This is a genomic window from Paenibacillus sp. YIM B09110, assembly GCF_037167145.1.
Taxonomy (GTDB): Bacteria; Bacillota; Bacilli; order Paenibacillales; family Paenibacillaceae; genus Pristimantibacillus.
This window is the reverse complement of record NZ_JBANSP010000003.1, coordinates 304,816-330,889: the sequence shown is the minus strand read 5'-3', so window position 1 is coordinate 330,889 and position 26,074 is coordinate 304,816. Positions and strand designations below refer to the sequence as shown.

19 protein-coding genes are annotated in these 26,074 nt (G+C 51.3%); 8 read left to right on the top strand and 11 right to left on the bottom strand.

Going from position 1 to position 26,074, the window contains the following annotated elements; genetic code table 11:
- Positions 1 to 117: 117 nt before the first annotated feature.
- Positions 118 to 699, top strand: coding sequence for an NAD(P)H-dependent oxidoreductase (locus V8F51_RS06025; RefSeq protein ID WP_337099202.1), 582 nt, complete (start codon positions 118 to 120; stop codon positions 697 to 699).
- A 129-nt stretch (positions 700 to 828) separates the two neighbouring features.
- On the opposite strand, the gene V8F51_RS06020 is transcribed toward V8F51_RS06025, so the two are convergent.
- On the bottom strand, positions 829 to 1,764 hold the full coding sequence (locus tag V8F51_RS06020) for a LacI family DNA-binding transcriptional regulator (protein WP_337099201.1): 936 nt from the start codon (positions 1,762 to 1,764) through the stop codon (positions 829 to 831).
- Between the two features lie 175 nt (positions 1,765 to 1,939).
- Between V8F51_RS06020 and V8F51_RS06015 the strand changes: the two genes are divergently transcribed.
- The 5 genes from V8F51_RS06015 to V8F51_RS05995 are packed head-to-tail and all read left to right on the top strand — an operon-like array spanning position 1,940 to position 8,164.
- Positions 1,940 to 3,289, top strand: coding sequence for an alpha/beta hydrolase (locus V8F51_RS06015; protein WP_337099200.1), 1,350 nt, complete (start codon positions 1,940 to 1,942; stop codon positions 3,287 to 3,289).
- 2 nt (positions 3,290 to 3,291) lie between these two features.
- Positions 3,292 to 4,623: an alpha/beta hydrolase gene (locus V8F51_RS06010; RefSeq protein WP_337099199.1), complete on the top strand. Its 1,332-nt coding sequence runs from the start codon at positions 3,292 to 3,294 to the stop codon at positions 4,621 to 4,623.
- A 25-nt stretch (positions 4,624 to 4,648) separates the two neighbouring features.
- On the top strand, positions 4,649 to 6,001 hold the full coding sequence (locus V8F51_RS06005) for a sugar ABC transporter substrate-binding protein (RefSeq protein WP_337099198.1): 1,353 nt from the start codon (positions 4,649 to 4,651) through the stop codon (positions 5,999 to 6,001).
- 1 nt (position 6,002) lies between these two features.
- Positions 6,003 to 7,325: a carbohydrate ABC transporter permease gene (locus tag V8F51_RS06000; protein ID WP_337099197.1), complete on the top strand. Its 1,323-nt coding sequence runs from the start codon at positions 6,003 to 6,005 to the stop codon at positions 7,323 to 7,325.
- On the top strand, positions 7,322 to 8,164 hold the full coding sequence (locus V8F51_RS05995) for a sugar ABC transporter permease (protein ID WP_337099196.1): 843 nt from the start codon (positions 7,322 to 7,324) through the stop codon (positions 8,162 to 8,164). The genes V8F51_RS06000 and V8F51_RS05995 overlap by 4 nt, the downstream gene beginning before the upstream one ends.
- Before the next feature lie 66 nt (positions 8,165 to 8,230).
- Here V8F51_RS05995 and V8F51_RS05990 read toward each other — a convergent pair whose 3' ends face one another.
- The 9 genes from V8F51_RS05990 to V8F51_RS05950 form a co-directional block, all read right to left on the bottom strand.
- Entirely contained in the window at positions 8,231 to 12,295 is a 4,065-nt protein-coding gene (locus tag V8F51_RS05990; protein ID WP_337099195.1) for a DUF5695 domain-containing protein, read from the bottom strand.
- Between the two features lie 255 nt (positions 12,296 to 12,550).
- Positions 12,551 to 14,521: a glycoside hydrolase family 127 protein gene (locus V8F51_RS05985; protein WP_337099194.1), complete on the bottom strand. Its 1,971-nt coding sequence runs from the start codon at positions 14,519 to 14,521 to the stop codon at positions 12,551 to 12,553.
- 29 nt (positions 14,522 to 14,550) lie between these two features.
- Complete coding sequence (locus tag V8F51_RS05980) at positions 14,551 to 15,405, bottom strand: carbohydrate ABC transporter permease (protein WP_337099193.1); 855 nt, start codon at positions 15,403 to 15,405, stop codon at positions 14,551 to 14,553.
- 1 nt (position 15,406) lies between these two features.
- Positions 15,407 to 16,336, bottom strand: coding sequence for a carbohydrate ABC transporter permease (locus V8F51_RS05975; protein ID WP_337099192.1), 930 nt, complete (start codon positions 16,334 to 16,336; stop codon positions 15,407 to 15,409).
- 109 nt (positions 16,337 to 16,445) lie between these two features.
- Positions 16,446 to 17,813 (bottom strand): ABC transporter substrate-binding protein, encoded by a 1,368-nt coding sequence (locus V8F51_RS05970; RefSeq protein ID WP_337099191.1) that lies wholly within the window; start codon positions 17,811 to 17,813, stop codon positions 16,446 to 16,448.
- Between the two features lie 128 nt (positions 17,814 to 17,941).
- A complete protein-coding gene (locus V8F51_RS05965; RefSeq protein ID WP_337099189.1) occupies positions 17,942 to 18,973 on the bottom strand; it encodes a LacI family DNA-binding transcriptional regulator in 1,032 nt (343 codons plus the stop codon).
- A 394-nt stretch (positions 18,974 to 19,367) separates the two neighbouring features.
- Positions 19,368 to 20,525 (bottom strand): MFS transporter, encoded by a 1,158-nt coding sequence (locus V8F51_RS05960; RefSeq protein WP_337099188.1) that lies wholly within the window; start codon positions 20,523 to 20,525, stop codon positions 19,368 to 19,370.
- 217 nt (positions 20,526 to 20,742) lie between these two features.
- Positions 20,743 to 21,558, bottom strand: a complete 816-nt coding sequence (locus tag V8F51_RS05955; RefSeq protein WP_337099187.1) for an ABC transporter permease — start codon at positions 21,556 to 21,558, stop codon at positions 20,743 to 20,745.
- Entirely contained in the window at positions 21,555 to 22,535 is a 981-nt protein-coding gene (locus V8F51_RS05950; protein ID WP_337099186.1) for an ATP-binding cassette domain-containing protein, read from the bottom strand. Before V8F51_RS05950 ends, V8F51_RS05955 begins: the two co-directional genes overlap by 4 nt.
- Positions 22,536 to 22,689: 154 nt before the next feature.
- Between V8F51_RS05950 and V8F51_RS05945 the strand changes: the two genes are divergently transcribed.
- Positions 22,690 to 24,150, top strand: a complete 1,461-nt coding sequence (locus V8F51_RS05945; protein ID WP_337099184.1) for an MFS transporter — start codon at positions 22,690 to 22,692, stop codon at positions 24,148 to 24,150.
- 72 nt (positions 24,151 to 24,222) lie between these two features.
- On the opposite strand, the gene V8F51_RS05940 is transcribed toward V8F51_RS05945, so the two are convergent.
- The gene (locus tag V8F51_RS05940) at positions 24,223 to 25,059 is read right to left on the bottom strand and encodes a phytanoyl-CoA dioxygenase family protein (protein ID WP_337099183.1); all 837 of its coding nucleotides are present in this window, start codon (positions 25,057 to 25,059) and stop codon (positions 24,223 to 24,225) included.
- A gap of 132 nt (positions 25,060 to 25,191) precedes the next feature.
- Here V8F51_RS05940 and V8F51_RS05935 point away from each other — a divergent pair, with 132 nt between their 5' ends.
- A complete protein-coding gene (locus V8F51_RS05935) occupies positions 25,192 to 26,058 on the top strand; it encodes an AraC family transcriptional regulator (protein ID WP_337099182.1) in 867 nt (288 codons plus the stop codon).
- Positions 26,059 to 26,074 lie beyond the last annotated feature (16 nt).

Here is a 26,074-nt window from a genome sequence, read left to right as displayed (position 1 = left end):
GCTAAATCCCGCCTTTGCGCTTTTGTTCACTTTTATTGCGCCGCTCGTCATTCATCTCTTGCCGCAGTTTCATTATGCTGTATATATCTTACAACAATATCGCGGAGGAGATCGATCATGAAATCAAATATTCTCGTCATTACCGGCCACCCCGACACCGAAAGCTTCTGTTCGGCGTTGTCCCAAGCTTATATCGAGGGCGCCAAGGAGCAGGCGGTCCAAGTTCGTACCCTTCATATGGGCGAGCTCGAATTCGAGCCGAACTTAAAGTTCGGTTACCGCCAAAGAACGGAGCTGGAGGCTGATCTGCTTAAAGCTCAAGAGCTTATCCGATGGGCGGATCATATCGTGCTTGTCTACCCCGTATGGTGGGGCATGATGCCGGCCGTAATGAAAGGTTTCTTTGACCGCATCCTGCTGCCGGGCTTTGCCTTCAGGTATAAGGAGAACTCCGTCTTCTTCGATAAGCTGCTAACCGGCAAGACCGCCCGGCTCATCGTGACGAGCGACACGCCGTCTTGGTACAATCGGCTGATCTACGGGCGAGCGGGACACCGAGTCGTGAAGCAAAGTATCCTGCAATTCTGCGGCATCAAGCCCGTTCGCGTAACGGATATCGGTCCGGTCACCCACGCAACGGCAGAGAATCGGAAGAAGTGGCTAGAGCAAGCGAAGAGGATGGGGGCTCGTTTAGCGTAAAAGCAATACAAGCCCGCGAATCAGAGAGGATCCTCGGCCATGAATCCTGACATTTAGAATGTATGCGTTCGAAAAAATCCCCTGTTGATGATTTCATCAGCAGGGGATTTTTTTCGAAAATATTTACCATTAGGATTCGAAACAGTCCGCTCGAAACGGAATTCGTCCATCCAACGACGAGCCGAAAGGCGAAACCAGCAGCTCGCTCATCAAGTCAAAGCTGGCGTCTGCCTTGGAGTGCAACGGAACAAGCTTCCTCATCCTCGCCGGCAGAAGTTCCGGACACTCCGACGTGCACACGACAACAATGCTCTCAGGGCTGCGATAGCGCAACGCCTGCAACGCGACGAATTCGTTGAATACGACAAGAGACTTGTCCGAATGCCGCTCGATGAAGGACCGCAACACTTCCTCCTCGCTCGTTGCCAAGAGCATGCTTGAATCATCCAGCCCGAATGCGTCACGGAGCGATTGTTCATAGGGTATATTCGATAGCTGCTCATGTATGAGGGCGAAGGGCTCACCGGGCAGCATTCGATTGTTCAGAATCTCCGATATCCCTTGCAGATCCGGCATCACTTCACGAAACAAAGGATCGTTGATCCGCCCATCGATGAGCACCAGTGGCGAGCCGTATTGAAGATGGCTAGAGATCGCATGAAACGAATGCGCGACAGCATCGATTAGAAACACGCCGTCCAGCTTTCTCTCCGCGATTATATCGAGGCTCGGCTCCGAGGGATCGAGCTGCGAGATTAGCAGATGGTAACCTTTCTCCCTGCATCTCCGCTCCAGCCGGTCAAGGTATGCCCCATAGCTGACCGTCTTCGGAACGATGGCATCGTTAGGACTGACGATGAGGACGCCGAGGACGTTCGTTTTGCCGAGCGATAACGCCTTGGCCGTCAGGTTCTGAACGTACTTCAGCTTACTGGCGGCTTGGAATACCCGCTGTCTCGTTTCTTCGGGAATCGTTTGCTTGCTTACATTATTTAGAACGTAGCTGACCGTAGCGACAGAGACGCCCGCTTCTTTGGCAACGTCCCTCAACGTCGTTTTTTTCATCGTATTAGAACCCGCCTTATCCGAATTATAAGCTTAGCTAATCATAAATCCCATATTGGAAAAATGTCAATTCGAGCAGTTGACAGTCAATTGGGCATCCCCTATACTAGGCTTAACTTAACCGGTTAAGTTGTTATCCAATTACGCAATAATAGTGACAGAAAGGACGTAACGCATGTCTAATTCCTTACAAACATCGCAATTAATTGTTCTTTCGGGGATCCGTGCTTCCCGTCTAGGCAACGAAAGAGAAATTTACGTATATTTGCCCGCCGGATATGAAGAGAAGGCGGACGCCCGTTATCCCGTGCTGTACATGCACGTCGGACAGCATGTTTTCGAGCCGCGGAAGCAATCCGGCGAATCCTGGGCGATGCACCGGATTGCGGATCGTTTGATCGCCGACGGCTTGATCCGGCCGATCATCATCGTTGCCGTCGAGCACAAATTCGAAGATGGAACAAGCGAATATTTCCATGACCTTTGCGCTTATCCGATTCGCTGCACAGGGAAGCAATACGAGCACTTTTTGGTGGAAGAACTCAAGCCAATGATAGACGGCCGTTTCAGAACGTTAACCGACGCTGCCCATACTGCACTGATGGGATCTTCTGCAGCCGGTATCGCGACTTACAATATCGGCATGCGCAATCCGAATGTATTCGGCATGCTCGGCATCCTGTCCCCTTTCTTCATTCAAGTTGAACCGAGTACGCTGAAGGAAAAACCGCAATATCGGCTTTATCCGTACAACGAAGGACAGAAATTATGGTTGGATATCGGCGGCTCGGAAGGTTTCTTCATGCCCGCCCATGTTCAGGCTGCAGCCGAGGCTTTGCTGAACGAGGGCTGGAAGCAGGGCGAGGAGCTTTATTACTTCCAAGACAAGGAAGCCGCCCATTCCGAATGGGATTGGGGCCGGAGGGCGCATATGCCGCTGCTTCATTTCTTCGGCGGCAAAGGCGTTGCCGAAAGCGTGGCGCTTGAGGGTCCCGAGGTCGTTGGCATTGCCGGCCCGACTACCTATGCCAATGCAGTAGTCACGCTGGATAGCGGGCTGAGGTTCAGCGACTTGTCCGGCTGTTATCGTTCATTGCAGCCTCAAATCATGGACGTTGCCCCCAATGGGCGGCTGCTGCCCAAACAACCGGGGAGCGCGACGATCGTATACGAGTACGACGGCTTACAAACTTCCAAGGTATATTCCGTGAAGGAACAATTATCGGAAACCGTAACGATTGAGTTGGAAGTTCGCGTACCGCCTTCCACGCCGGAAGACGCAGAAATCTATGCGACCTTCGGAATCCCCAAGCTTGAGAAGGGCTTATACGGAGGGGCGATCCGATTGCCGCGAAATCTGGTTTTCGACTTCCTCATTACGCGGGGGTACGAGAAAGAAGAAGTCGATGAGGAGTTCAGGCCGATTCCGTATAGGCGGCTCGTAGCGGACGGCGACAAAAAAGTCAGCTATACCGTCAACAACTGGATAGACTTAAACCCCGTCAACATAGGAAAGGAGCAATAATGATGAACGTACATTCTCGAATAGAGACGATCACCTCCTTCCATTCTGTTTGCTTAAACAACGATAGAGATGTTTTCGTTTATTTGCCCCCGGGCTACGACCGGGAACGGGAAGCATCGTATCCGGTTATGTACGTGCATGACGGACAGAACGTATTTGCCAAAGCGTTCAATGGTCAGACGTGGAATCTTCACGGCATATGCGACCAATTGATTGCCCAGCGGCGCATCGAGAAGCTGATCGTCGTCGCGATATCCAACATGGGCGTTGCCAGAAACAGCGAATATGCTCACAACGGACCGTTCGCCGGCGAGTTGGACTATCCATGCTGCGGCGAAATGTACGAACGTTTCTTGATCGAGGAGTTAAAGCCACATATCGACCGTACGTACCGGACGAAACGGGAAAGCCGGCATACGGCGCTCATGGGCTCGTCCAGAGGAGGACTCGTCACGTATCATATCGGCTTTCGCCGTCCCGACGTGTTCGGCATGCTGGCCATGCTCTCTCCTTATTTCGCCCAATACGACGAAGAGAAGATGCAGCATAGCCCCATCGCGCTGCGATTCGAGAAGAAACAGCCGCTTAAGCTTTGGATCGATGTCGGCGGCATGGAAGGGATGACCGTGCTGGCTGCCCATGTAAGAAGCATGGCGGAACATTTCATCCAGCTCGGATACCGTTCGGGAGACGACTTGCACTTCTGTTACGAGCAGACCGCAGAGCATAACGAAGCCGCCTGGGAATCAAGAGTCCACGGTCCTTTGATTGGTTTCTTCGGCGACAAAGGGGCCCCCGCGGCCGTCCTGTTGATTGGCGACGAGCTTGCTGCCCTCAGCGGAGCAAAGAGCTGTCTGTATCCGATCGTTCAATATGAAAGCGGTTTAAATATCGTCGATCTTCATGCAGCATTCAGCGTCATACCGAGAGAAGGCGTCCGTATTTCTCCACAAGGAACCATTCTCGCTGCCAAAACAGGCCGTTATCACGTAGAGTACCGCCGATTCGGCCTAAAGAGCGAGCATCTCCTTGCGGTAATCGACGAGCTGCCTCCGCAAGTAACCGTAGAGCTTAAGGTCGTCGTACCGGCGGACACCCCACATAGCGCCAAGATTCATGCCGGGGTTGAGCTCCAGAGAACGGGCCGTCAAATCTATAGAAGACGCTTCTCCCTTCCTAGAGGCACGGGATATTCATTCCGTATCTGCGATTATTCGGGGATGCAGGAGACGGATGCTGGAGGAGCCGAATTGCCGAAGCGCAGATTCATTGCGAATGAAAATCTGAAGATCCGGTACGAAGTGAAAGGCTGGGTTCAAGGAAATACCCTATAAGACAAAAACAATCGGAGGAATGACCATGAAGAGGAATCTATCAGCACGCACGGGAGCAAGGCTCGCGCTTTGCAGCTTATCGTTATCTCTCGTCCTTACTGCCGCATGCTCCAATCAAACCGGGCAGGAACGCCCGAAATCCAATAACGATGGTCCGCAAGGCCAGTTCGATCTGAAGTTCGAGAAGCTGGATACGGAACTGACGCCCGAACCCGGCGCGAAACTGTTAGTCTGGGAGAGCAAGGAAGCAAGGCCGTTCGTCGAAGCGATCATGAAACAATTCACGGAAATTTACGGCGTGGAAGTAACGATGCAGGAGCTCGGCACCATGGATCAGATCGGCAAGTTCGAGTTGGATGGCCCAGCCGGCCTGGCCGCCGACGTCATTACGACCTCGCAGGATCATCTTGGCAAAGCGGCAAGCGCCGGACTTATTTTGCCTAACGACGAATTCGAAGCGGTAACGAAAGCCGAGCACGAGGAAGTCGCGATCGCGACCGCATCCTATAAGGATAAGCTGTACGGCTATCCCATTAAGGTCATGACTTACGCGATGTTCTATAACAAGGACCTGATCAGCGAGCCTCCGGCTACGATGGAAGAAGTAATCGAGTATGCCAAAACGTTCAACGACACCGCAAACAATAAATACGCATTCATGTTCGATGCGCCCTTCTTCTACTTCAGTTACCCGTTCATCGGCTCTACCGGCGGCTATATATTCGGCAAGGATGGCACCGATGCGGGAGACATCGGTCTTAACAACGACGGTGCCATTAAAGGAATGGAGACGTTCGCGTCTCTGCGCAAGGAGGTGCTTCCCGTAACGGCAGGCGATATCGCCAGCGACATCAAAACAACGTTGTTCAGCGAAGGCAGCGTAGCGATGAACGTTACCGGCTCCTGGTTTATCGATACGTTCCGGCAAGCGGGCGTCAACTTTGGCGTCGCTCCGATTCCGGCTATCGCAGGCAGCGAATCCGTTACGCTTTCGCAAGTCAACTCATGGTATGTAAGCGCTTATAGCAAATATCCGAACGCAGCCAAACTATTCGCGAGATTCGCTTCCACCCAATCGGCTCAACTGCTTAATTATGAGCTTACGGGCGCTGTGCCTACGCACAAGGAAGCAGCTGGAAACCCCGTTATTCAAGCCGACGAAATAACGAGCGCATTTTACAATCAGTTCAGCGGTTCGCACCCGGCCCCATCCATCCCCGAGGTTAGCGGCGTATGGGTTCCGATGGATGCTGCCATGATCGAGATTTGGGAGGGCAAGGACATCAAGCAAACGCTGGACCGGGCCGTGAAGCAAATCAAGGATGCCATTGCGCTGAACGCCCAGCAGCCTGAACAATCGCCGGAGGCTCCATTCTAACATGCAACCGAACAGCAAACATCGGCTGGCCGCAGCCCTCCTCTCGGCACTGACACCTGGCATCGGGCAATTGTACAACCGGCAATGGATAAAAGGAATGTTGCTCGTTGCCGTAAGCGCTGCGGCGGCGATTTACTTCGGCAGCAACTTGGAGCATGCGGTCTGGGGAATCTCCACGCTCGGGGAAGCCCCTTCCCGCCTCGTCGAAGTCAACGGCAAATCGCAGCATATTGCCGGCGACCATTCGATTAACTTAATGATCGAAAGCTTGATCGTGCTCTTTCTTTTCATGCTGGCCCTGTTCCTTTACGCCAGCTCGATTAGGGACGCTTATCGTACCGGTCGTCTACGCGATAACGGACGTTCCCCGTCTGGCTTCAGGCAAACGCTAACGTTTATTCACGACTTCAAGTTTGCGCAGCTGCTGCTGTTCGTTCCGGCAGCGGGCATTCTATTCATTACGATATTGCCGATCGTGTTCATGATTCTGCTCGCTTTCACCAACTATTCCTCGCCGCACCATATTCCGCCGGGCAATCTAGTGGATTGGGTCGGGTTCGACTCGTTCGCGCAGCTCTTTCGGTTGAAAAGCTGGAGCAGTACGTTCGTCGGCGTGCTTGGCTGGACGGTAATATGGGCTGCGGTTGCGACCGTAACGACGTTCGCAAGCGGCTTGATCGTCGCGCTCGTCCTTTCGCAGAAGGAAATCCGACTGAAAGGGGCATGGAGAACGGCTGTCATCATACCGTACGCCATTCCCCAAATGATCTCTTTGCTGGCGATGAAAATGATGTTCAACGGCAAGTTCGGCCCCATTAACCAGTATCTGTCTTACTTCGGGTTGGGACAGCTGCCTTGGCTGACGGATCCCTATTGGGCCAAGTTTACGGTCATCATCGTTAACATCTGGATCGGGATGCCGTTGTCCTTCCTTCTCGTCAGCAGCGTTCTGTCGACGATTCCGGCCGATTTGTACGAAGCAGCGAAGGTCGAAGGCGCGGGACGCTGGCAGCAGGGAAAAATCGTGACGTTCCCGATTCTGCTGTTCGCGATCGCCCCGATTATGATCATCCAAACCGCGGGCAATTTCAATAACTTCAATGTCATTTATTTGCTTACGAACGGCGGTCCATCGAATCCGCAGTACCAATACGCGGGTCATACCGATCTGTTGATTACTTGGCTATACAAGCTAACTCTTAACAACAACATTTACAATATCGCTTCGGCGATCGGCATCATTTTGTTCATCATCATCGCCGGCTTTTCCATATGGAACTATAGACAAACGAAATCGTTCAAGGATGAGGAGATGATTCAATGAGCATGAAAGCAGCGACCAAAATACGCGTATGCGCCAGCTATGCTTTTCTGCTCGCCGTCGTCTGCTGGAGCCTGTATCCCGCCGCGTGGGTCGTCATCTCCTCCTTCAAGCCCGGCAAATCGCTCTACAGCGAAACGTTTATTCCGAAAAGCTTGACGCTTGGCCATTATGCGGAATTGTTCCATTCCGAGAGTCTGATGTTCGCAACCTGGTATTTCAATACATTCAAAGTCGCTGTATTCAGCATGATCTTCAGTACGCTTCTCGTCACGGTCTCTGCCTATGCTTTGTCTAGATTCCGTTTCCCGTTCAGGAAAGCCTCCTTAACCTTGATGCTCATCCTCGGAATGTTCCCTGGATTTATGAGCATGGTAGCCGTTTATATTCTGCTTATGCAGGTAGGTCTGCTGAATACCCATACGGCGCTGGTCATCGTCTATTCGTTCGGATCGGTCATCTTCAATCTGTTCGTGGCCAAAGGTTTCTTCGACACGCTGCCTAAAGGCATCGAGGAAGCTGCCCGAATCGACGGCGCCAGCAATCTGCGGGTGTTCACGAGCATTATGCTGCCGCTGTCCAAACCGATGCTGGTATTCGTCGCATTGACCGCCTTTACCGGGGCATGGGTAGACTTTATATTCGCCAGCCTCGTGCTGCGGTCCAAGGAAAAATGGACGGTTGCCGTCGGGCTGTACGATATGGTCAATTCCTACCAAAACGCCTATTTTACGCTGTTCGCGGCTGGGGCCGTGCTTATCGCGATTCCGATCACGCTGCTGTTCATGTACTTGCAGCGCTACTTTGTCGATGGGCTGACGTCCGGATCCAATAAAGGTTAATCGAAAAAAAGAAGGGCTTTCCGTTGAGGTCGACAATCTGCCTCCTCGGGAAAGCCCTCTTTCACTTTAGTACCCTAATACTTTCCAAGATGAAATGCCTGTCGACGTCGTCGCTTTCGCCGTTACGTTGATTCGGATCTTGTTCGTCGATACCGGCGTGAACGTCGTTACGTTGTACTGGTCCGCAAGAACGCCAAGCCCCGACGGGCTTGAGACGTTCACCCAAGCCGTACCGTCCCAGTATTGAATCGTATACGATGCCGGCAGGTCGATCCCCCCATTGTCGTCGAACCAATATACTTGGATACCGGATATCGTGTAATTTTGCGAGAAATCGTATTGCACCCATTGCGTCGTATTCGGATTGTTCCAGTTGCCGTATATCGGATGACCTCGGTCTGCCGAGCTTGTCGGCGCATAGCCGTCGTTCAGACCGGCAAGACTTTCCCAAGTCGATACGAAAGAGGTCGTGGCGACTCCAAGCGGTGCAATATCGGCCGCTGACGGCGATCCGCTGAATAAGGTGCTGATCTCCGTTCCGCTGAGCGCACGGCTGTAAATTTTGAAGTCGTCGACCATACCGTCCAAGTATGGATCTGAAAATTGCGATTTGCCAATATAGTTCGCGGTCGTGCTGCCAAGACTTGAAGGCTTCAAGGTCATCCCCGTATTCGTTGCGGCAAGCGCTCCGTCAACGTAAAGTCGCCCTGTCGTGCCTGTGAGTGTGACCGCAACATGCTTCCAGACTCCAGTCGGCAAAGCAGGCGCGTTAAGCTGCTGCTCCGACCCGTTCCCGCCTGTTGTAATGCTGAATCGCAGTCCCGATCCGCCTGCTCTAGGCGCTAGGAACATATAATTGGTTGTACCCGTACCAAAGTCGAAGATGCGCGACCAATCGCTCAAGGTGTCCACCTTCACCCATGTCGCAATCGTGAAATCGTTTACGTTGCTGACGATGCCTGCCGGCAGACTGGCATAAGCGTTGCTGCCGTTCAATTCAAGCCCGTTAGCCGTCTTGCCAGGCGACCATGCTGTTCCGCCGGTTAACGTCGCATGCTTGCCGTTGCCGGAAGAGTCGCTGGCCGAGGTGCCGCTCGTTTCATTAAAGGCGTAGCTTGCAATAACCTCCGGCACCGGAGCAGCCGGATTGACCGTATGCGTAACAGTATCGTTAGCCGACAAGCTTCCATCGGTTGCGCTCAGCTGGAAGACATACGTTCCCGCTACCGTTACGGTAGCCGTTGTATTCAGCGCCGCGCTGTTCGCAAACGTTGCCGTGCCAGGTCCGCTGACCAGCGTCCAGGTCGTCGTGACCGTTCCGCTAGGCAAACCGTCGTCACTTGCCGTTCCTGCAAGAGCAACAGTCGACGGAAGAGTGAAGGTGCTATTCGCTCCGGCATCTACAACCGGTGCCGTATTCGGAAGCGGCGTGCCTTGCTGCAGCGAAATGTTGTACGTTGCCGCAGTGCCGATATTCAGGGTAATCGTCGCATTGACGTTGTTGACCGCATTGACGGAGCCGACGGCAACGTTATTAACCAGAATATTGTAGCTGCCTGCTGCCAGCCCTCTAAAAGTCACTTTTGTCGTGTGGGCTGTGCCTGGCGTCGAGCTCTTCAGCGTGAAGTTAACCGCATTTTTCGCCTTCGCAACCGTTGCCGTCGTATATTTGTCCCGCTCCAGCTCCATGCCGAATTTCTCGGTAATGAGGTTCAAGCGTTGGAATACGCCGTCCTTCGGCACGACCGTATAGGTTGTGCTTGTATTCGCTACTTCGCAGCCGTAGCAGTACAGACCGAAGATCGGATCGACCGCAACGTCGGAGCTAAGAATCTTGATTGCGCCGAACAAGCCGAGGTCAGCCTCGCCGGACATGCCTCTCCAGCCGTTCTGCAGCGGACCGCCGCCGTGGCCAAGCGCATTGTAATTGCCTTTCTCCGCCTGGTAAGTCCATGCAACAGCGCCTATATCTGCTGGATCGGAGCTGATCTGACCCGAATTGATCGAACCGATGTTCGCGATCTTGGCCGCATAGGACAATCGCTGCTCCACCTCGGGCGTCGTGGAGTGGAACCGAATCCAATCGTCCATCGCGTAACCGGCCAATGAAACGGTGTATTGGAAGTTCCACCAGTTCTCGCCCGTAATCGTCACCGGCGATGTGTAATAGTACCAGATCGGCATATGTCCGCGAGCCGCGCGCGTCTTCGTATTGATTTTGCTCTTCATCGTATTGTTGTTGTTCATCTTGGCGAGGGTATACACGGCTTCTTCACCGGTATTGTCGTAGTTGTATTCGGAGCCGTATGGATAGGTCGTATTGGCGAAGTTGTTGTATTTGGTAGCCATTTTGGTAATGATGCTGTTCGCTTGCGTCGTGTAGCCTTCATCTTGAAGCGCCTTGATAATTTCCGGTGTCGTCAGCTCGCCCATAAGCCCCGTATTCCAGTTGTAGGCGACCCCCGATCCGTATAAAGCGTTAAATATGTTATAAGCCCGAAGCAGGTACGTATTTCGCGGATTATCGTAGGTGATCAGATCGGGGTAGAGCTTCGCGATCTTGTACATGCTGAAGTAGGTATTATAAATATGAGGATAAGCATAACCGCGATACGTTGGCGTATCGTTCGGATCAGGCATGAGGAAGTCATGAATGAGATAGTCCGTTTGGTGCTCGCCCATCAGGTTCTGCCAGATCGCTACCGTTAAATAGTCGTCGACGGCCTGAACCTCAGAAGCTACAGGTGTCTGAACGTTTTTCTCGGCGAGGAATTGACCATGCGTCAAACCCCAGTCATCTCCCCAGCCCCAATAACCGTTGAACACGTTGCGTTTGGAATTCGTATTCATCATCCAGTCGTCGAATACTTTATCCCTAAGATCGCCGGGAACATTCCACTGCGTGCTGTTGACCATGAACGTCGAGTGCCGTTGAAGCGCATCGCCGATCGGTTCGATCGCGTAGAACTGAAGCACCGTTTTCTCTCCGTTGCCATAGTTCACCGTTACGTTATTCGGACCGAGCCTGTTCATTTGAATGGAATAAATTTTGTGATTCGTTCCTGTCGTGCCTAACGAGGTGATCGTCGTCTCGGACGGATATTGCGCAACGACGGAATTGATTGTTTTCGACGTGTGCAGGTCGAACTTCGCCGTTTGGTCCGTTGGCACCATCATGCCCGGCACGACCGTTACGTCGATATGGCCTTCGCTATATAGGCGATCCTTAACTTGGTTCTCGCCGGTCACTTTAAAAAACTTGAACGCGTATTTCTTGCTTGCGCCCGGCGCGAGCGTCAAGCTCGTGTTAGGCAAATAGCCGCGGTTCGTGCTCTTGATCACATTCGAGTGGATATAGAACACGTTCAGTCCTTCGATCCAGCCGCCTTGATCCATGGCCCACATGCTGCCCGGATGCTCTTCAACTCTCCAACGATCCTGATATTCGAACCCCGCTCCCGTGCTGGCGTCAGGCACCATGAGCAGCGAAGGGCCGATACCGCTTGGACGTCCGACCGTAATGTAGGAGCTGTTATTGCCCACGAAGGAATGCGTCAGCACCCTCGATTCGTAGATTTGCTCGTTGCCGCCGCCCGTCCAGAACTCGTTAAACGGAAGTGGCAGACCCACATCCCCGAATTCGATCGTTTGCGTGCTCGTGTTCGTCATTTCGAATTCCCAGAGGAAGTAGTCGCTAACGAGAGAGTACTTGTTAACGAGCTTGAAGTTTTTGATGCCGTTCGCATTCGTTGAATTTTGATACGTAATTGTCGCCGTATTGCCGCTTTGGGCCTGCGTTCTGGCATCGGCTGAGCTTTGGGTCATCGCCGTTTGCCAGGCGCCTGTGCCTAAGCGGTATTTGAAAATAAGCTCGCCAAGCCATTGGTGGTCTGCCGTATTCTGATTCGGCGTTACGGTCGGATTCATGACGTATTGGGTGTTGAACGTGTCGCCGACGAGCCTTAAGGAGTTAATCTCGCCATGCGTTCCCGTCGTAATATTGAAGTTGCTGTCCGTTAGCGTGTAAGCAGAAGCGATTTGGGGGTAAACAATAATAAATGAAGCGGTTACAAAAAATGACGCTGCAAGCAGAATCCATCTCCGGTGTAGGGGTAGGGCTTGATTCCACATCATTTAAGCCTCCTGTATATCGGATTATTTGGTGCAGCATTTGTCCACATCATGGTGTCTGGATTTCGTTTCCAACTGGCGATTGCATGCGCAATGCCGAACACGTCACCTCCTCCTATTGACAATGCTCCGCTGCATCACCTCCTCTCATGGCTATTTTTTTGCTTACAAAAACCCCCTACCTCTCAGAGCTTAAGCATGTCAATTGCCTGCTGCTGGAAATAGGGGGTGTCAATATTCATGTTGACTTGTCAATTAAGATGAATGATTCGTCCATACGGTCATCTCGCCAGGCTCTCTGTTCGCCCAAGCGTAATAGGGAATAAACGTCAATTCCGTCTTCTCCTGGATCCATTGCGCATCCGGGCGGTAGAGCTCCTCCTGCCACGGCGCCGAACTGCGGCGTTCGCCTTGCGCCTTAATGACCTGCATGCCGCCTAACAGCTCTTCGTCGAAGGAAACGGCGAGTTCGCTACCTGCCGCCAAAGTCAATTGATAGAGCTGCCCGCCGTTGTCCGCTTCCTCCAGACAGTATACGAACGGACCGCGCTGCAACGCCACTTTGCCAGCGGTCTGACGAATGAGCGGATGACCCTGCATGCGAAGAACGGGCATTTCGAATGAAACCTCAACTGTATCGCCTGTAGCCCATACGCGGTCCAATCGAATATAGCCTTTCTCTACTTCCTTCGCGTCATAAAGATATTCGGAGCCGTTCACCCGCAAATGCTTAATGCCGCCGCTCCAATCCGGTATGCGCAGCGCAAGCGTGAAGGCACTCACGCGCGGCACGTGAACGTGAAACGATGCTGCCCCATCCCATGCATAGTCGGAACGTTGCTCTAGCGTTACGGTACCGGAGTCCAGCTCGAATTGCGCTATTCCGCCGATGTACAAATGCGCATAGATCGTCTCATCCTTGACGGTGTAGACGTATTGGCCGAGCGAAGCCAGCAGTCTTGCGATATTAGGCGGACAGCAGGCACAGCCGAACCAGCCTTGTCTTCTCGGCTGCACATGATCGTAATTTTTGTTTTTGCCAAGCACGGGCGGATACACCTCAAGCGGATTCACATAAAAGAACTGCTTGCCGTCCCTGGACATTCCGCTGACGACTGTGTTGTACAGCGCCCGTTCCATCACGTTCGCGTATACGCTGCTCGGCTCGATTTGCAGCATCCGCTGCGCGAAGAAAATGAGTCCGATAGACGCGCAGGTCTCAGCGTAAGCGGTATCGCTCGGCAAATCGTAATCCTGTGTAAAAGATTCGCCATGCGCCATGGAGCCGATCGCTCCCGTTAAGTACATGCGCTTAGAAACGATGCTGCTCCACAGCCTTCTGCAGGCGGCAAGCAGTTCTTCGTCACCGGTCTCTGCCGCAATATCGGCCATGGCCGTACACATGTATACGAGACGTACCGCATGCCCGACTGCATGCTCCTGCTGCTTGACCGGAAGATGAGATTGACTGTATTCCAGATCGTGGGACATTTGCAACTCCGGAAAGTGAACCGTCCGTCCACGCTCTTCCCATTGCTCGTTATAGAAGTTAGGCTTCGCTCCGCGCTGATTCAAGAAATAACGGCTAAGCTCCAAATACGTCTGCCTTCCCGTTGCATGGTAGAGCTTGACGAGCGCAAGCTCGATTTCCTGATGGCCGTCATATCCGTTCAGCTTGCCTGGCTCGTCTCCGAACACGTTGCCGATGTAATCTGCGAACCTGCATGCAACATCAAGGATAGTCCGTTTGCCCGTAGCGTTCGAATACGCAACGGCTGCTTCTATGAGATGGCCCGCGCAATAAAGCTCATGACATTCGGCCAAGTTGCTCCAGCGCTGATCCTTTTCTTTTATCGTAAAGTAGGTGTTGACGTAACCGTCAGGCTGCTGTGCTCTTGCAATGAGCTCAACGACAGTATCTGCTAGAGACTCCAGTTCCGAATCCGGTTCGCTTTCCAATAAATACGCTACAGCCTCCAGCCACTTGGCCACATCGCTGTCTTGGAACACCATTCCATAAAAATCACCCTTCTCCAAGCCTGCCGCGATCTTGAAATTTCGGATTGCATGACTGGGCTCGGCCTCCGCGACGCGATCATTTAATACCTCCCATTGATAGGGCACAACTACGTTGCGAACAAGCTGTATATAGTCGGACCAGAAGCTGTCCTGTATCGTTACCTTTCGAATGCCCGGCGGAACCGGAGCTGAATGTTGCGCTTTCATCTTGGCTATCTCTCCTTTTCTCTCTATCTTTAACCTTTCACGCCGCCAACCGTCAGACCTTCAATGAAGAAACGCTGGAAGAACAGGAATAGCAGCAGTATAGGCAAAATGGTCAAAATGGCGCCTGCTAGAAGCACCTCATAATTGTTGCTCGTCGGCGACAGCAGCCCAGCGAGTCCGATCGGCAGCGTAAACTTCTCGGTCGTTCGCAGCACGATGACCGGCCATAGGAAGTTGTTCCAGCTGGACAGCGCCTGCAAGATCGTCATTGCCCCGTAAGCAGGCAGCAGCAGCGGCACCATGATTCGCAAAAAGATCCCCATTTCCGAGCATCCGTCGATTCTCCCCGCATCCATGAAGTCCTTGGGCAATCCCGATGCGAACTGGCGGAAGAAAAAGATCGGCAGCGGAGCGACGACAAAGGGTAATATGACGCCCCATATGGAATCAATAATCAGCAAATCGATAGATAGCTTATATAGAGGCAAAATAATAATTTCCATCGGTATCATCATTACAGCTAACACGAGGGTGAAAACAAACGTCCTGCCCTTGAATTTGTACATAGCCAGCCCGTAGCCGACCATGGAGGACAAAAACAAGCATATGACTGTAAAAACAGCAGTAATGATTAAGCTATTGCTGTACCAGTCGAAAAAGTTCTTCGAGCCGCCCTTGCCTGTAAAGATGGCCTTATAGTTGGCCAAAGTCATCACATCGAAATCGAGCCGTACATTGAGACCGAAACGGAAGAGCTCCGATGCCGGCTTCACTGACGCTAGAAACAGCGCGAATAAAGGAAATAACGCAATAATGGCAAGCACCGTGAATAACACTATCAACAATAAGGAGGGAATAATCCCGACCCGCTTAGCCCCTGTCATGTTAGTCCTCCTTCTTGAAAAATCCGAGCACGTTCAACTGCAGCATGCTGACGAGCAGCGTTATCACTAGAAGCGTGATGCCGATTGTCGAGCCGAAGCCCAAATCAAAGTATTGGAAGCCCTGCTGATAAATGTAGCCAACCATCGTTAGGCCGATATTTTGCGGTGACCCTCTGCTCCCCCACAGCATAAAGCTTTCGGTAAACATCGCGTAGCCGCCGTATATCGATATCGTGAACACATAGATGGATATTGGCTTTAATAACGGAACCGTAATTTTGAAAAACTTGCCCAGCGTGCCCGCTCCGTCAATATCTGCGGATTCATACAGCTCCCTCGGGATGCTTTGCAGCGCCGAAAGAAAATACAAGATGTTAATCCCTGCCCAACGCCAAGTTGCAAGCACGACAAGAGCAAACATGCTGAGCGATGAGCTAAGCAGCCACTTCTGGCTGTCAAAGCCGAATAGCTTAATGAATGAATTCATAATTGCTCCGTCCAGCTCGCTGAAAATAAGACGGAAAATAATGCCCGCAACAACGATCGAAGTCAATGCGGGGATGAACAAGCTGGCCCTGAACAAGTTGCGGGCGCGCATCGCCTTTGCGTTAAGCAGTACAGCGAGCAGCAGCGGTATCGGGACGAGCACGAGCAGCGTCCAGAACGTATAGCGCGTGCTGTTCCACAAAGCTTTGTAGAAATCGGGATTCAGTAACCGCTTGTAATTGTCCAGTCCGATGAAGGCGACATCACCGGGCAGCACCCGTTGGAAGCTCATGATAATAGCGCTTACGAGCGGATAGGAGAAGAAAATGACAAAAGATAATAGAAAAGGCAAAATAAAAAGATAAGGTGCCAGCTTCTGACTGTTGAATTTGCCAGCCTTCACACTGTCCTTCCGCCTATAGGAGACTCGATTGTCTGCATTCATGTACGTCTCACCCCTAAGCAATCTGGTGTTATAAATAAATCGGCCGCCGGCGTTGCTGGGCACGGCTATTCATGAACAGCTTCGCCGGCGGCCTTGTTACTGGATGTTGTTATTGACCTGTATCTTTGCGAAGCGCTTCCGCTGCTTTTTTGATTACTGTCTCAGGATCTTCGCCGAATTGGAAGATCTTCGGTACGATCTCGTTGCGAACCGCGTCGAATACTTTCGGTGACGTTTCACGAATGTTAACTGGATAGATTTCGTTCTTAACCTCATTTAACGTAGTGAAGATATCCGTGCCGAAGTAATCCGTGAATTTGTTCGGCTCAGCCATTGCCGGATCGCTCCATACCTCTGTGCGGATCGGGTCCATACCGAGCTGCTTCCATACTTGAATATTGCCTTCCTTCGACAGCTTGGCGTATGCCAGGAATTTTTTGGATATGTCCAATGCTTTCGACTGATTCGTAATCGACAAGCCTGTACCGCCCATACCGGCAGAGCGATTGCCGCCCTCTTCCCATGCAGGCATCGGACGAATGATCATTTTACCCTTCAAATCCGGCATTTCGTCGGTGAACCGGTTCATGAACCAGAATGGCATGAATACCGCTGCTGCGCCGCCTGCGTTCATGAACGCTTTGTATTCCGGCGTATCATGTCCGACGCCCGGAGATACAGCGGCAATCTTCTCGTCGACCAGCTTCTTAAAGTACGTCATCGCTTGAATATTTCGCGGATCATCAACCGTGATTTCACCATTTGGTCCCACTTGATCGGACTTCAATTGGTTGATAGCCGGCCACCAAGACCAGTTGCCAGCGCCTTCGAACGTGATGAACGGAACGCCTGTTTTCTCGACGACTGTTTTGCCGTATGTTTCTACGTCGCTCCACAGCTTAATGTCATCTGGATTAACGCCTGCTTTATCCATAATTTCTTTGTTGTAGTACATGACTGTCGCGCCTACGTGCATATCAACGCCGTAATATTTGCCGTCCTTGCTGTAGATGTCGACACGCGATTTGACGATATTCGGGATCTCAGGATCGACGACATCGTTAAGCTCAACCAGCTGCACGTCGCCTTTCATGAAATTCGGGAATTTGCTTTGCTCGATATCGACCAAATCGGGCGCGCCTTCTCCGGACTGGAAGGCAAGCATCAACCGTGTATGCATATCGTCATATGGAATGTTCTGCGCATCCAATTCGATCGTTTGATCCGGATTTGCTTTGTTCCATTCATTCGCCATGAATGTGTAGAAGTCTGCATGCTGTTGAACGAAAGTCCATAACGTTAGCTTCGTCGGCTCTGCCGAAGGCGGCGCCTCTTCGGTTGCTTTATTCGTCTCCGCCGGCGCTGCAGTCGGGCTTTCCTCCGTTGCTTTGTTGTTACCGTTGTTGCCTCCGCATCCAGCCAATACGATCGATAAAATAAAGATTAGTGCTGTTAAAGCAATACCTGTCTTGCGCATTCCATCATCCCCTTTAGTTGATTTGGTATATATGCTCAATCCTATACGGATCATAGCCAATGCTAGAGTTAGCGCTTTCGCTAAAATCTAAACGTTTAGATTTTTAGTGAAAAAAAGGCGAAGGCCTTTTATGGTGAAGCTACGGAGTTTCTTTCAATTAGCTTACATATCGGTTTCGAGCTGACGCCTGGCTCTTCACCTTGAAGGATACGGGACAGCGCCTCCATCGCCTGATAGCCAATCTCATGAAGCGGAAGCCCCATCGTTGTAAGCCGCGGTGTCAAATACTCGCTGAATTCCCTGTTGTCGAAGCCGATGACCGAGAGCTTCTCGGGAATCACAACGTTTAGCTCACGGGCCGCCTGTAAAATGCCGACCGCCATCACGTCGTTCATGGAGAGGATTGCCGTCGGCGGAACGGGCAGCGACAGCAGTTCCTTCGTTAACCGGTAGCCGGATTCCGCTTCCCAATCCCCCATCTTGATCAGAAGCGGGTCGAAAGGCAATTCAAACTCGGTTACCGCCTTGTAGAAACCGTTAAAACGCAGCCGTGACGGAATCGAATCCATCGCCCCGCTGATTATCGCAATACGGGAGTGGCCTTTCTTCACCAAATACTCCATTGCCTCGTAGGAGGCTTGCTCGTCATCGTACTGAATCGAAAGATCTTTTTGCGTATAGCAATAGGTATACACGATCGGCTTGTCCAGCGTATCGCACAGTCCCGTCAGGTCGCGGGGATGAACGCCGATATAAATAATTCCTTCCACCTGCTTGCTCAGCAGCTCGGACACTGCATTGTCAGCAAAATGCCGGTATGCATCGACATTGTCGAAGCTGCGCCCGATTCTCTTATCCAGCCGCAAGTTCGTCAGCAAAATATGCATGTCGAGCCGATCCGCGCAATCGTTGATGCCGTCGATAATTTCAGGTACGTTGAACACCGTGACGTCCTCCGCAATAACGCCGATCGTATTCGTGCGTCTGCGCTTCAGGCTTTGGGCGGCGTTGTTCGGTTTATAATTCATTTCGTCAATGACTTGCAGGACGCGTTCTCTCGTTTGCTGCTTGACGTTGCGGGTCCCGTTCAATACATAGGATACGGTCGCGGTGGATACTTTAGCCTTTGCGGCGATGTCTTTTATGCTTATGCTGGACACGACTGCACCTCCGTATTTAAACGTTTAGATTTTGTTGAAAAGAATATACCATGACAATAACTTCCTTTGCAAGCGCTTTTTTTATGAGAGAGTGAACCCTCAATATCCGTCAATTATTTGTATAACGAGATAACTGGAATTTCTCCCGTTATTACGACTATCCTTGTCCATTCTTTATGATATAGAGGGATTTTCTCCGTTAATAACTCCGTTTTCGAGTAGGCTAAGCGATATCGGTGAATATAACAGGAGGAATTCACGTTATTCTAATCTGCCGGCTTGTTTTCCAATGAATAACTGGAGAAATTCCCTGTATCTATACACGGGTAACTAGACAAAGGCTTAAAAAAAGCTATGTCCCTCTTGGACATAGCTCATTCATATAAGTCTTCTATCAATCGACGTTTGCCAGCTGCTGCCGATTATCGCCTTTAACGTAGAATAACAGGAACAATAGCGTGGCCGCAACGCCCATGGCGCCCATCATGCCGAACAGAAATTGCGGGCCTTGGTGGTCTACGATCCAGCCGGCAGCCGCATTGGCTGCAATTCCGGCAATGCCGCCTGCGGCAGCAAACATCGTTTGCGCTGTCGCTTTGCCGTTGTCCGGCGCCATAAGATTCACGATTTCGACAGCCGTGCTGTAGTAAAAGACGAGTGCGATGCCGTCTGCGGCCTGCAGTAAGAGAACGATCGAGGTCGGCGGCGCGAAGCTAAGCGCGATATACTTCAAGGCGTACATGAGCACGCTGCCGATAAGCAGCGGGAACAAGCCGAGCCGGCGAATAACCTTGTAAGAGAGCCAAAATAACGGAATTTCGACGACGGCAGCAACCGTGAAGCTCCATCCGACAAGCTCCACCGGATAATCGAGCCTTTGAAGAAAGATCGATAAGTAGTTGAAATTCATCGTCATGCTTACCGATACGAGGATGCTGATAACGATAAAGCTTACAAAACGCCAATTGGTTACGAGCTGGCGGAAGACGCCCTTCTCGATCCGCTGCTTCATCTTCGCTCTTGGAACTGCAGGCAGCCAGAAGAGGACGAGAAACAGAAGCAGCGCGAACAGCGAATAAGCCGTGAATATATGCTTATAGCCGATATCCTGATAAAGATATCCAGCAAAAACCGTAATGACCGAAAAACCGATAGCGCCCCATACCCGGACTTCACCGAAAGAAAAACCGTGCCCCGTTCCGTGCTGAACAGCGATCGCATCGATGAGCGGAGAAGTAGGCGAGCTAATGAACGAGAACAAAACAAAGGTTATAATCAGAGCCGTTAAGCCTTGATCGGGGACAAGCGTTAGCACGACGATGGCTGAGAGCAGCGAAATCCATCGCAAGATCGAGCGATAATCTTTCGAACGGTCGTTAAGTAATCCGAATAAAGGCTGAGCCACGATGCCCGCCAGCGAGCCAAACGCTAAAATAAGCCCCATCTGAGAGCCGCTTATTCCCCTATCGTGAAGGTATAAGCTTAAATACGGCGCATATGCGCCAAGCCCCATGTAATAGAGCAAGTAGACCGATGATAACTTGAGCTGCAACCTGAATCATCCATTCTGCGATAAATTTCTAGAAGTGTATGTGCACCATTATACGCCCTTCTTAGCTGTCATTCACCTCTTATTTGATTCCAAAATGATTGGATCTTACTATAGCTTAAAACGCTGGTAAAGCATAAAAATCTTTACCTATATAATCAAAAAACAGTCCCGCTATAAAGCAAGACTGTTTGGCATATATTATTAACAATGTTTGGACTTATGTCCGGCGCATGTAGGCTTTGACCGTAATTGGTGCGAAGACCGCTACGATGACCGCAGCGCCGATAAGCGAGATAACAAGATCTATGCCTACCGTGCCTGAATTGGTAAGTTCGCGGACGGCTGTAACGAGATGTGAGATTGGATTGATCTTCACAAACCATTGCAGCCAGTTCGGCATCGTATCGACCGGTACGAACGCATTGGACAGGAACGTAAGCGGGAACAGTACGAGCATCGAGATGCCTTGCACGCTTGATGCTGTACGCGCAATAACGCCGAAGAAAGCAAAGATCCAGCTGATCGCCCACGAGCAGAAGATGACGAGCAGTGCGGCAAGCGCAACGCTTCCTAAGCCGCCTTCGGGATGGTAGCCCATTACATAACCCATGGAGAACGTAAGCACCGTGGCAATGCTGTACCGTACCGTATCTGCCAGCAACGCTCCGGCAAGCGGCGCGATACGGGCGATCGGCAGCGACTTGAATCGGTCAAATACGCCTTTGTCCATATCCTCGCGCAATTGAACACCTGTAACGACAGAGGTAGTGATAACGGTTTGAACGAGGATGCCGGGAATAATGACAGGCAAGTAGCTGATGACATCGCCGGAAATCGCTCCGCCGAAAATATACGTGAACATAAGAGTGAAAATAATCGGCTGCAGCGTTACGTCAAATAATTGCTCAGGCGTACGCTTAATTTTGAGCAAGCCCCGATAAGCCATCGTGAACGAGTTGCGTACCGATTGTCTAAAGCTCGTGCGGTTTCTCAGCTCGCTATAGACTGTTGATTTGGTAGTTGTGTGGTTCATACCGTTACTTCCTCCTTAACGCCATGTCCTGTAATCGTTAGAAACACTTCATCAAGCGTCGGCTTCTGTACGCTAAGCTCTGCCAAATGAATGCCTGACGAGCGAAGCGCGATCAATAGATCGGTCACTAGGTCGGCATCCGCCATTGGTGCCGTAATCTTCGCAGCTTCTGATGATACGCTCGTCTGAACGCGGAGCACTTGCTCGACGATTCGGCGCGCCTGACCGATGTACTCTGCATCGGCTACTCGCAAATGCAGAGACGACGTTCCAACAGACGCTTTCAATTCATCTACGGTGCCTTCGGCGACGACGAGACCGCGATCGATAACCGCTACTCTGTCGGCAAGCTGATCTGCTTCCTCGAGATATTGTGTCGTAAGCAGAACGGTTGAACCGGTATTCACCAGACGACGAATCGTATCCCACATCTGTGAACGGGTACGCGGATCGAGACCGGTCGTCGGCTCATCAAGGAACAGGAGCGGCGGCTGCGCGATCAGACTGGCCGCAAGATCGAGCCGGCGGCGCATGCCGCCAGAGAAGTTGCGAAGCGGCCGTTTCGCAGCCTCCGTAAGGCCGAATTCCTCAAGCAGCTCCTCAGCTTTGCGCTTCGATTCCGCTCGCCCCAGCCCTAGCAAGCGGGAAAATATAATTAGATTCTCGGTAGCGCTAAGCGACTCGTCTACCGAAGCGTATTGACCGGTCACGCCAATCAATTGCCTCACGATCTGAGATTCCTTTACCACATCATGCCCGAATATTTTAGCCGATCCGGCATCCGGCCTCAGCAGCGTCGCCAGCATGCGGATCGTTGTCGTCTTCCCGGCTCCGTTCGGACCAAGAACGCCGTAAATCGAACCCGTAGGCACTTTCAGATCCACACCGTCTACAGCACGATTGTCACCGAAAATTTTGACAAGCCCTTGTGCCTCAACGGCCCACTCTCCGGTTTCTTTTCTGTATACATGACTCATTGCGATTCCTCCTATGCAAATGAAAACTGAATAAAGCGATCATAACGCGCCAATTTAAACGGAGTTTAAACAATGTCCATTTGTTTGCGTGTTACACGCTTAACGGCATGCTAAAATAGAGGAAGCAATTATTACGCGATTAGGAGCAAATCAAGTGCGGGCACATCCCATTAACCTTTTACGCCTAACAGGCATTCTAGACGGCATATCGCTGATCGTATTATTAGGCATTGCGATGCCATTGAAGTATATAGGCGGAATCGAAGAAGCGGTCACGATCGTAGGCAGCATACATGGCGGCATCTTCTGTCTCTATGCGGCCGCTATCGCCTATTCGGCTATTCGAGTGAAGTGGAACCTCCTCTGGCCTGCCGTGGCCGTCCTTGCGGCCTTCGTCCCGCTGGGCAACTTCGTGCTCGACTGGCAACTGAAGAAAGCGAAAGCCAAATACGAGCTTCGCCAGATCAACATTTCCGTGCTTGTGTACGCAATCGTATTCTTCTCTTTCTTCGATCTATTCGCGCAATTGCCGGTCATGAGCACCTTCGCGGCATCTGTCGGCGCCAGCTCTTTTATCGTTGGTTTTGTTATCGGTCTGTACTCACTGGCCAATACACTTGGCAACATATTATCCGGCATAATGACGGATAAGGTTGGCCCCTTCCGGATCTTGATGGCCGGAATGGTCTTATCGAGCGGCGCTTTGCTGCTCTATCATTTCGTCGAAGAACCAACTCTGCTCATTATCGTTCGAATACTGCACGGCTTCGTCGCCGGGCTGATCGTTCCGGCAGCGTTCACCTACTCCGCGAATACGACGATGAGTAACGAGCAAGGGAAGAAAGTTGCCTTCACGGGTACCTTCGTCGGACTTGCCGCCATTATCGGCCCTGCCTTCAGCGGTATAATGGCAAGCAGAACGTCCGTGCCGTTCGTCTTTACTTGCGTAGCCGTTCTCGGATTGCTGCTTGCCGTCTTATCTGCTATTTTTCTCAGTAAATATAAAATCACAAAAAATGAGAAGACCGAAGCTAAAGCACAATCGGCTGGCTCGCTCTTCCAAGCAGGTGTAATAAAGGCTTACGGCGGCGCATTTTTCTTAATGTTCTCGCAAGGCGTAATTGCTTACTTACTGCCTCTGCATGTTCAGTCGCTCGGTTATGATTCAAGGTTAAGCGGTACGTTAATGAGCACGTTTGGCATCATTGCCGTCCTGCTGTTTGTACTTCCGACGAATCGCATATTCGACCGTGTCGCCCCTTCAAGGACAATGGCCATCGGCATGGGGTTAATGGGAGCAAGCCAACTATTGATAAGTCAGTCGAATACGACACTCTCACTTTATCTGGTACTCGGTCTATACGGAGTAGGCTTCGCCTTCTTATTTCCATCTATTAATACGATGCTTATCCAAGCAACGCCGGCCGATCTGCGAGGCAAAGCCTATGGTTACTTCTATGCCTTCTTCTCGCTCGGTGTCGTCGCCGGTTCCAGCGTACTCGGCTGGCTGCCCTTCGATACCATCGGAGGATTTATGTTCACGGGCATCATTCTACTAATGTTCGCCGTAATCGTTTCTTTCGATAAACAAAGAAAACAAGTGCTTAATCACTAATGCCGAATGAACAATAACAGCCCTGCTTCTCCAATAGGAGAGCAGGGCTGTTTGTTAGCGTGCTTGTAAGTATTATCTCTTGAATAGAACCGGGAAATAGTCATTGGCGAACGGCTGACCAAGAACCGGACGCGGTCCCAGCAGGCGAATGTTGTCATGACGCTGAATGCCTGCCCGATAGCTCGTACCGCCTTTCATCACATGGGATACAACCGATAACCGCGGATCATTCGTCCGATTCGGTCCCGATCCATGGAAGGTAAGACCGTGATGAAAGCTTGCTTGTCCTGCCTTCAGAATACATGGCTCCTCTACCCAGCTTCGGCCATCCGAATATTTATGCTTCAGTTCCTCCATGTTCTGGTTAAAGAAGGAGTCGCTGTCGGGTACCAATCCCCACTTGTGAGAGCCGAGTATCGTCATCATGCCCCCGTTCGATAAATCCGTGTCCTGCAGTGCAATCCAAACGGTTATCATATCGGGCGTATCCGAGCATTGCCAGTAACCGTAGTCTTGATGCCAGCCCACATTGCCCGCATCGGAAATTTCACTGCCGATACCGGGCTTATAAATAACCTGATCATGCCAAAGCCGTATTTCATCCGTATCCAACAAATCGGCGGACAGCTCTCCAATGAACGGATCCAATACGGCCTTCTTCACCTCGTCATTGATCCACCAGCCGTTATCCAGCTTGCGAAGCGCGCCAGGGTTGTCGCTAAGCCGAAAATGATTCATCGGTACCCCGTCGCCATCGTAATCGCCCGACCATATTCGGCGATGCGCCTCGCGCAATTGTTCGATCTGCTCGTCATCAAAGAGCTTGGGGCTAATCCAATAGCCATCGCGGTTAAAAATTTCTTTGTCCTGCTGCGTAATTTTGTACTGTCTTTCAGCTTGTAATGCCATCTATGTTCCTCCTTATTTGCGATTGACATCATCTTAACCTGAACCATTGGCGATTGACGTTCAAGTTCTTACGAAGTAGGATGAGAAACATAGAGTACATACTCAAACAATCGATAGGAGCCTTCCCCTTTCATGAACAAACGCTGGACATACGATATCGACAGCAATCCGCCTATTGGAAGCGTACCGGAATTCGTCATGCTTGGCAGCGATGAATTGCGTAAGGCACTGCCGCTGCATGAGCATGAACATCCCGGATGTTATGAATTTGTTCTAATTGAGCAAGGAAAAGCAAGCTGGGTGCTTGAAGGACAATTTTATGAGACATTGACAGGTGATCTATTCCATTCGCGTCCCGGAGAGAAGCATAGAGGGGGCTTCAATGTGATCGAGCCCTGCAAGTTTTGGTGGTTGATCATCGAAGCGCCTCATCATGACGGTTGGTTATGCTTGCCGCCTTCAGAAAGCTTAGTCATCGAAGAAGCATTGTTGCAATTACCGCGCCATTTTCATCTTGGACTGCCGGCCGTTGAAGTTTTCAAGAAATTAAAGTCGGCTTTAATGAAAGATAGCCCTAGTCAAAGCACCGCTGTGCGTTCCGCATTAATTGAGATCATTCTTGCCTTTATAGGGCCTCGCTCCGGAACGAATGATATCGCATCCGATTTGATTCATGCCTTTCATGAGCTTATTGCCAGAATGAGCAAACAGCCGGAATGGCGTCCCTCCGTAGATGAGCTTGCAGCTTTCGCCGGCGTCAGCTCCTCGCACTTTTACCGCACGTTTCAGGACTTTTCCGGAGAGCCGCCTATGACATTCGTCGAGCGGCTTCGTGTGAAAGCGGCATGTCGTCAACTTATGGAATCGGAAGCATCGATAACGGACATCTCTTTCCAGCTGGGATATCAATCGAGCCAGCATTTTGCAACGGTATTCAAACGGTTCGTCGGCACAACGCCTACGCAATGGAGAAGATCCCAGAATCAATTGCAACGTTGAGTAAATTATGGATTTA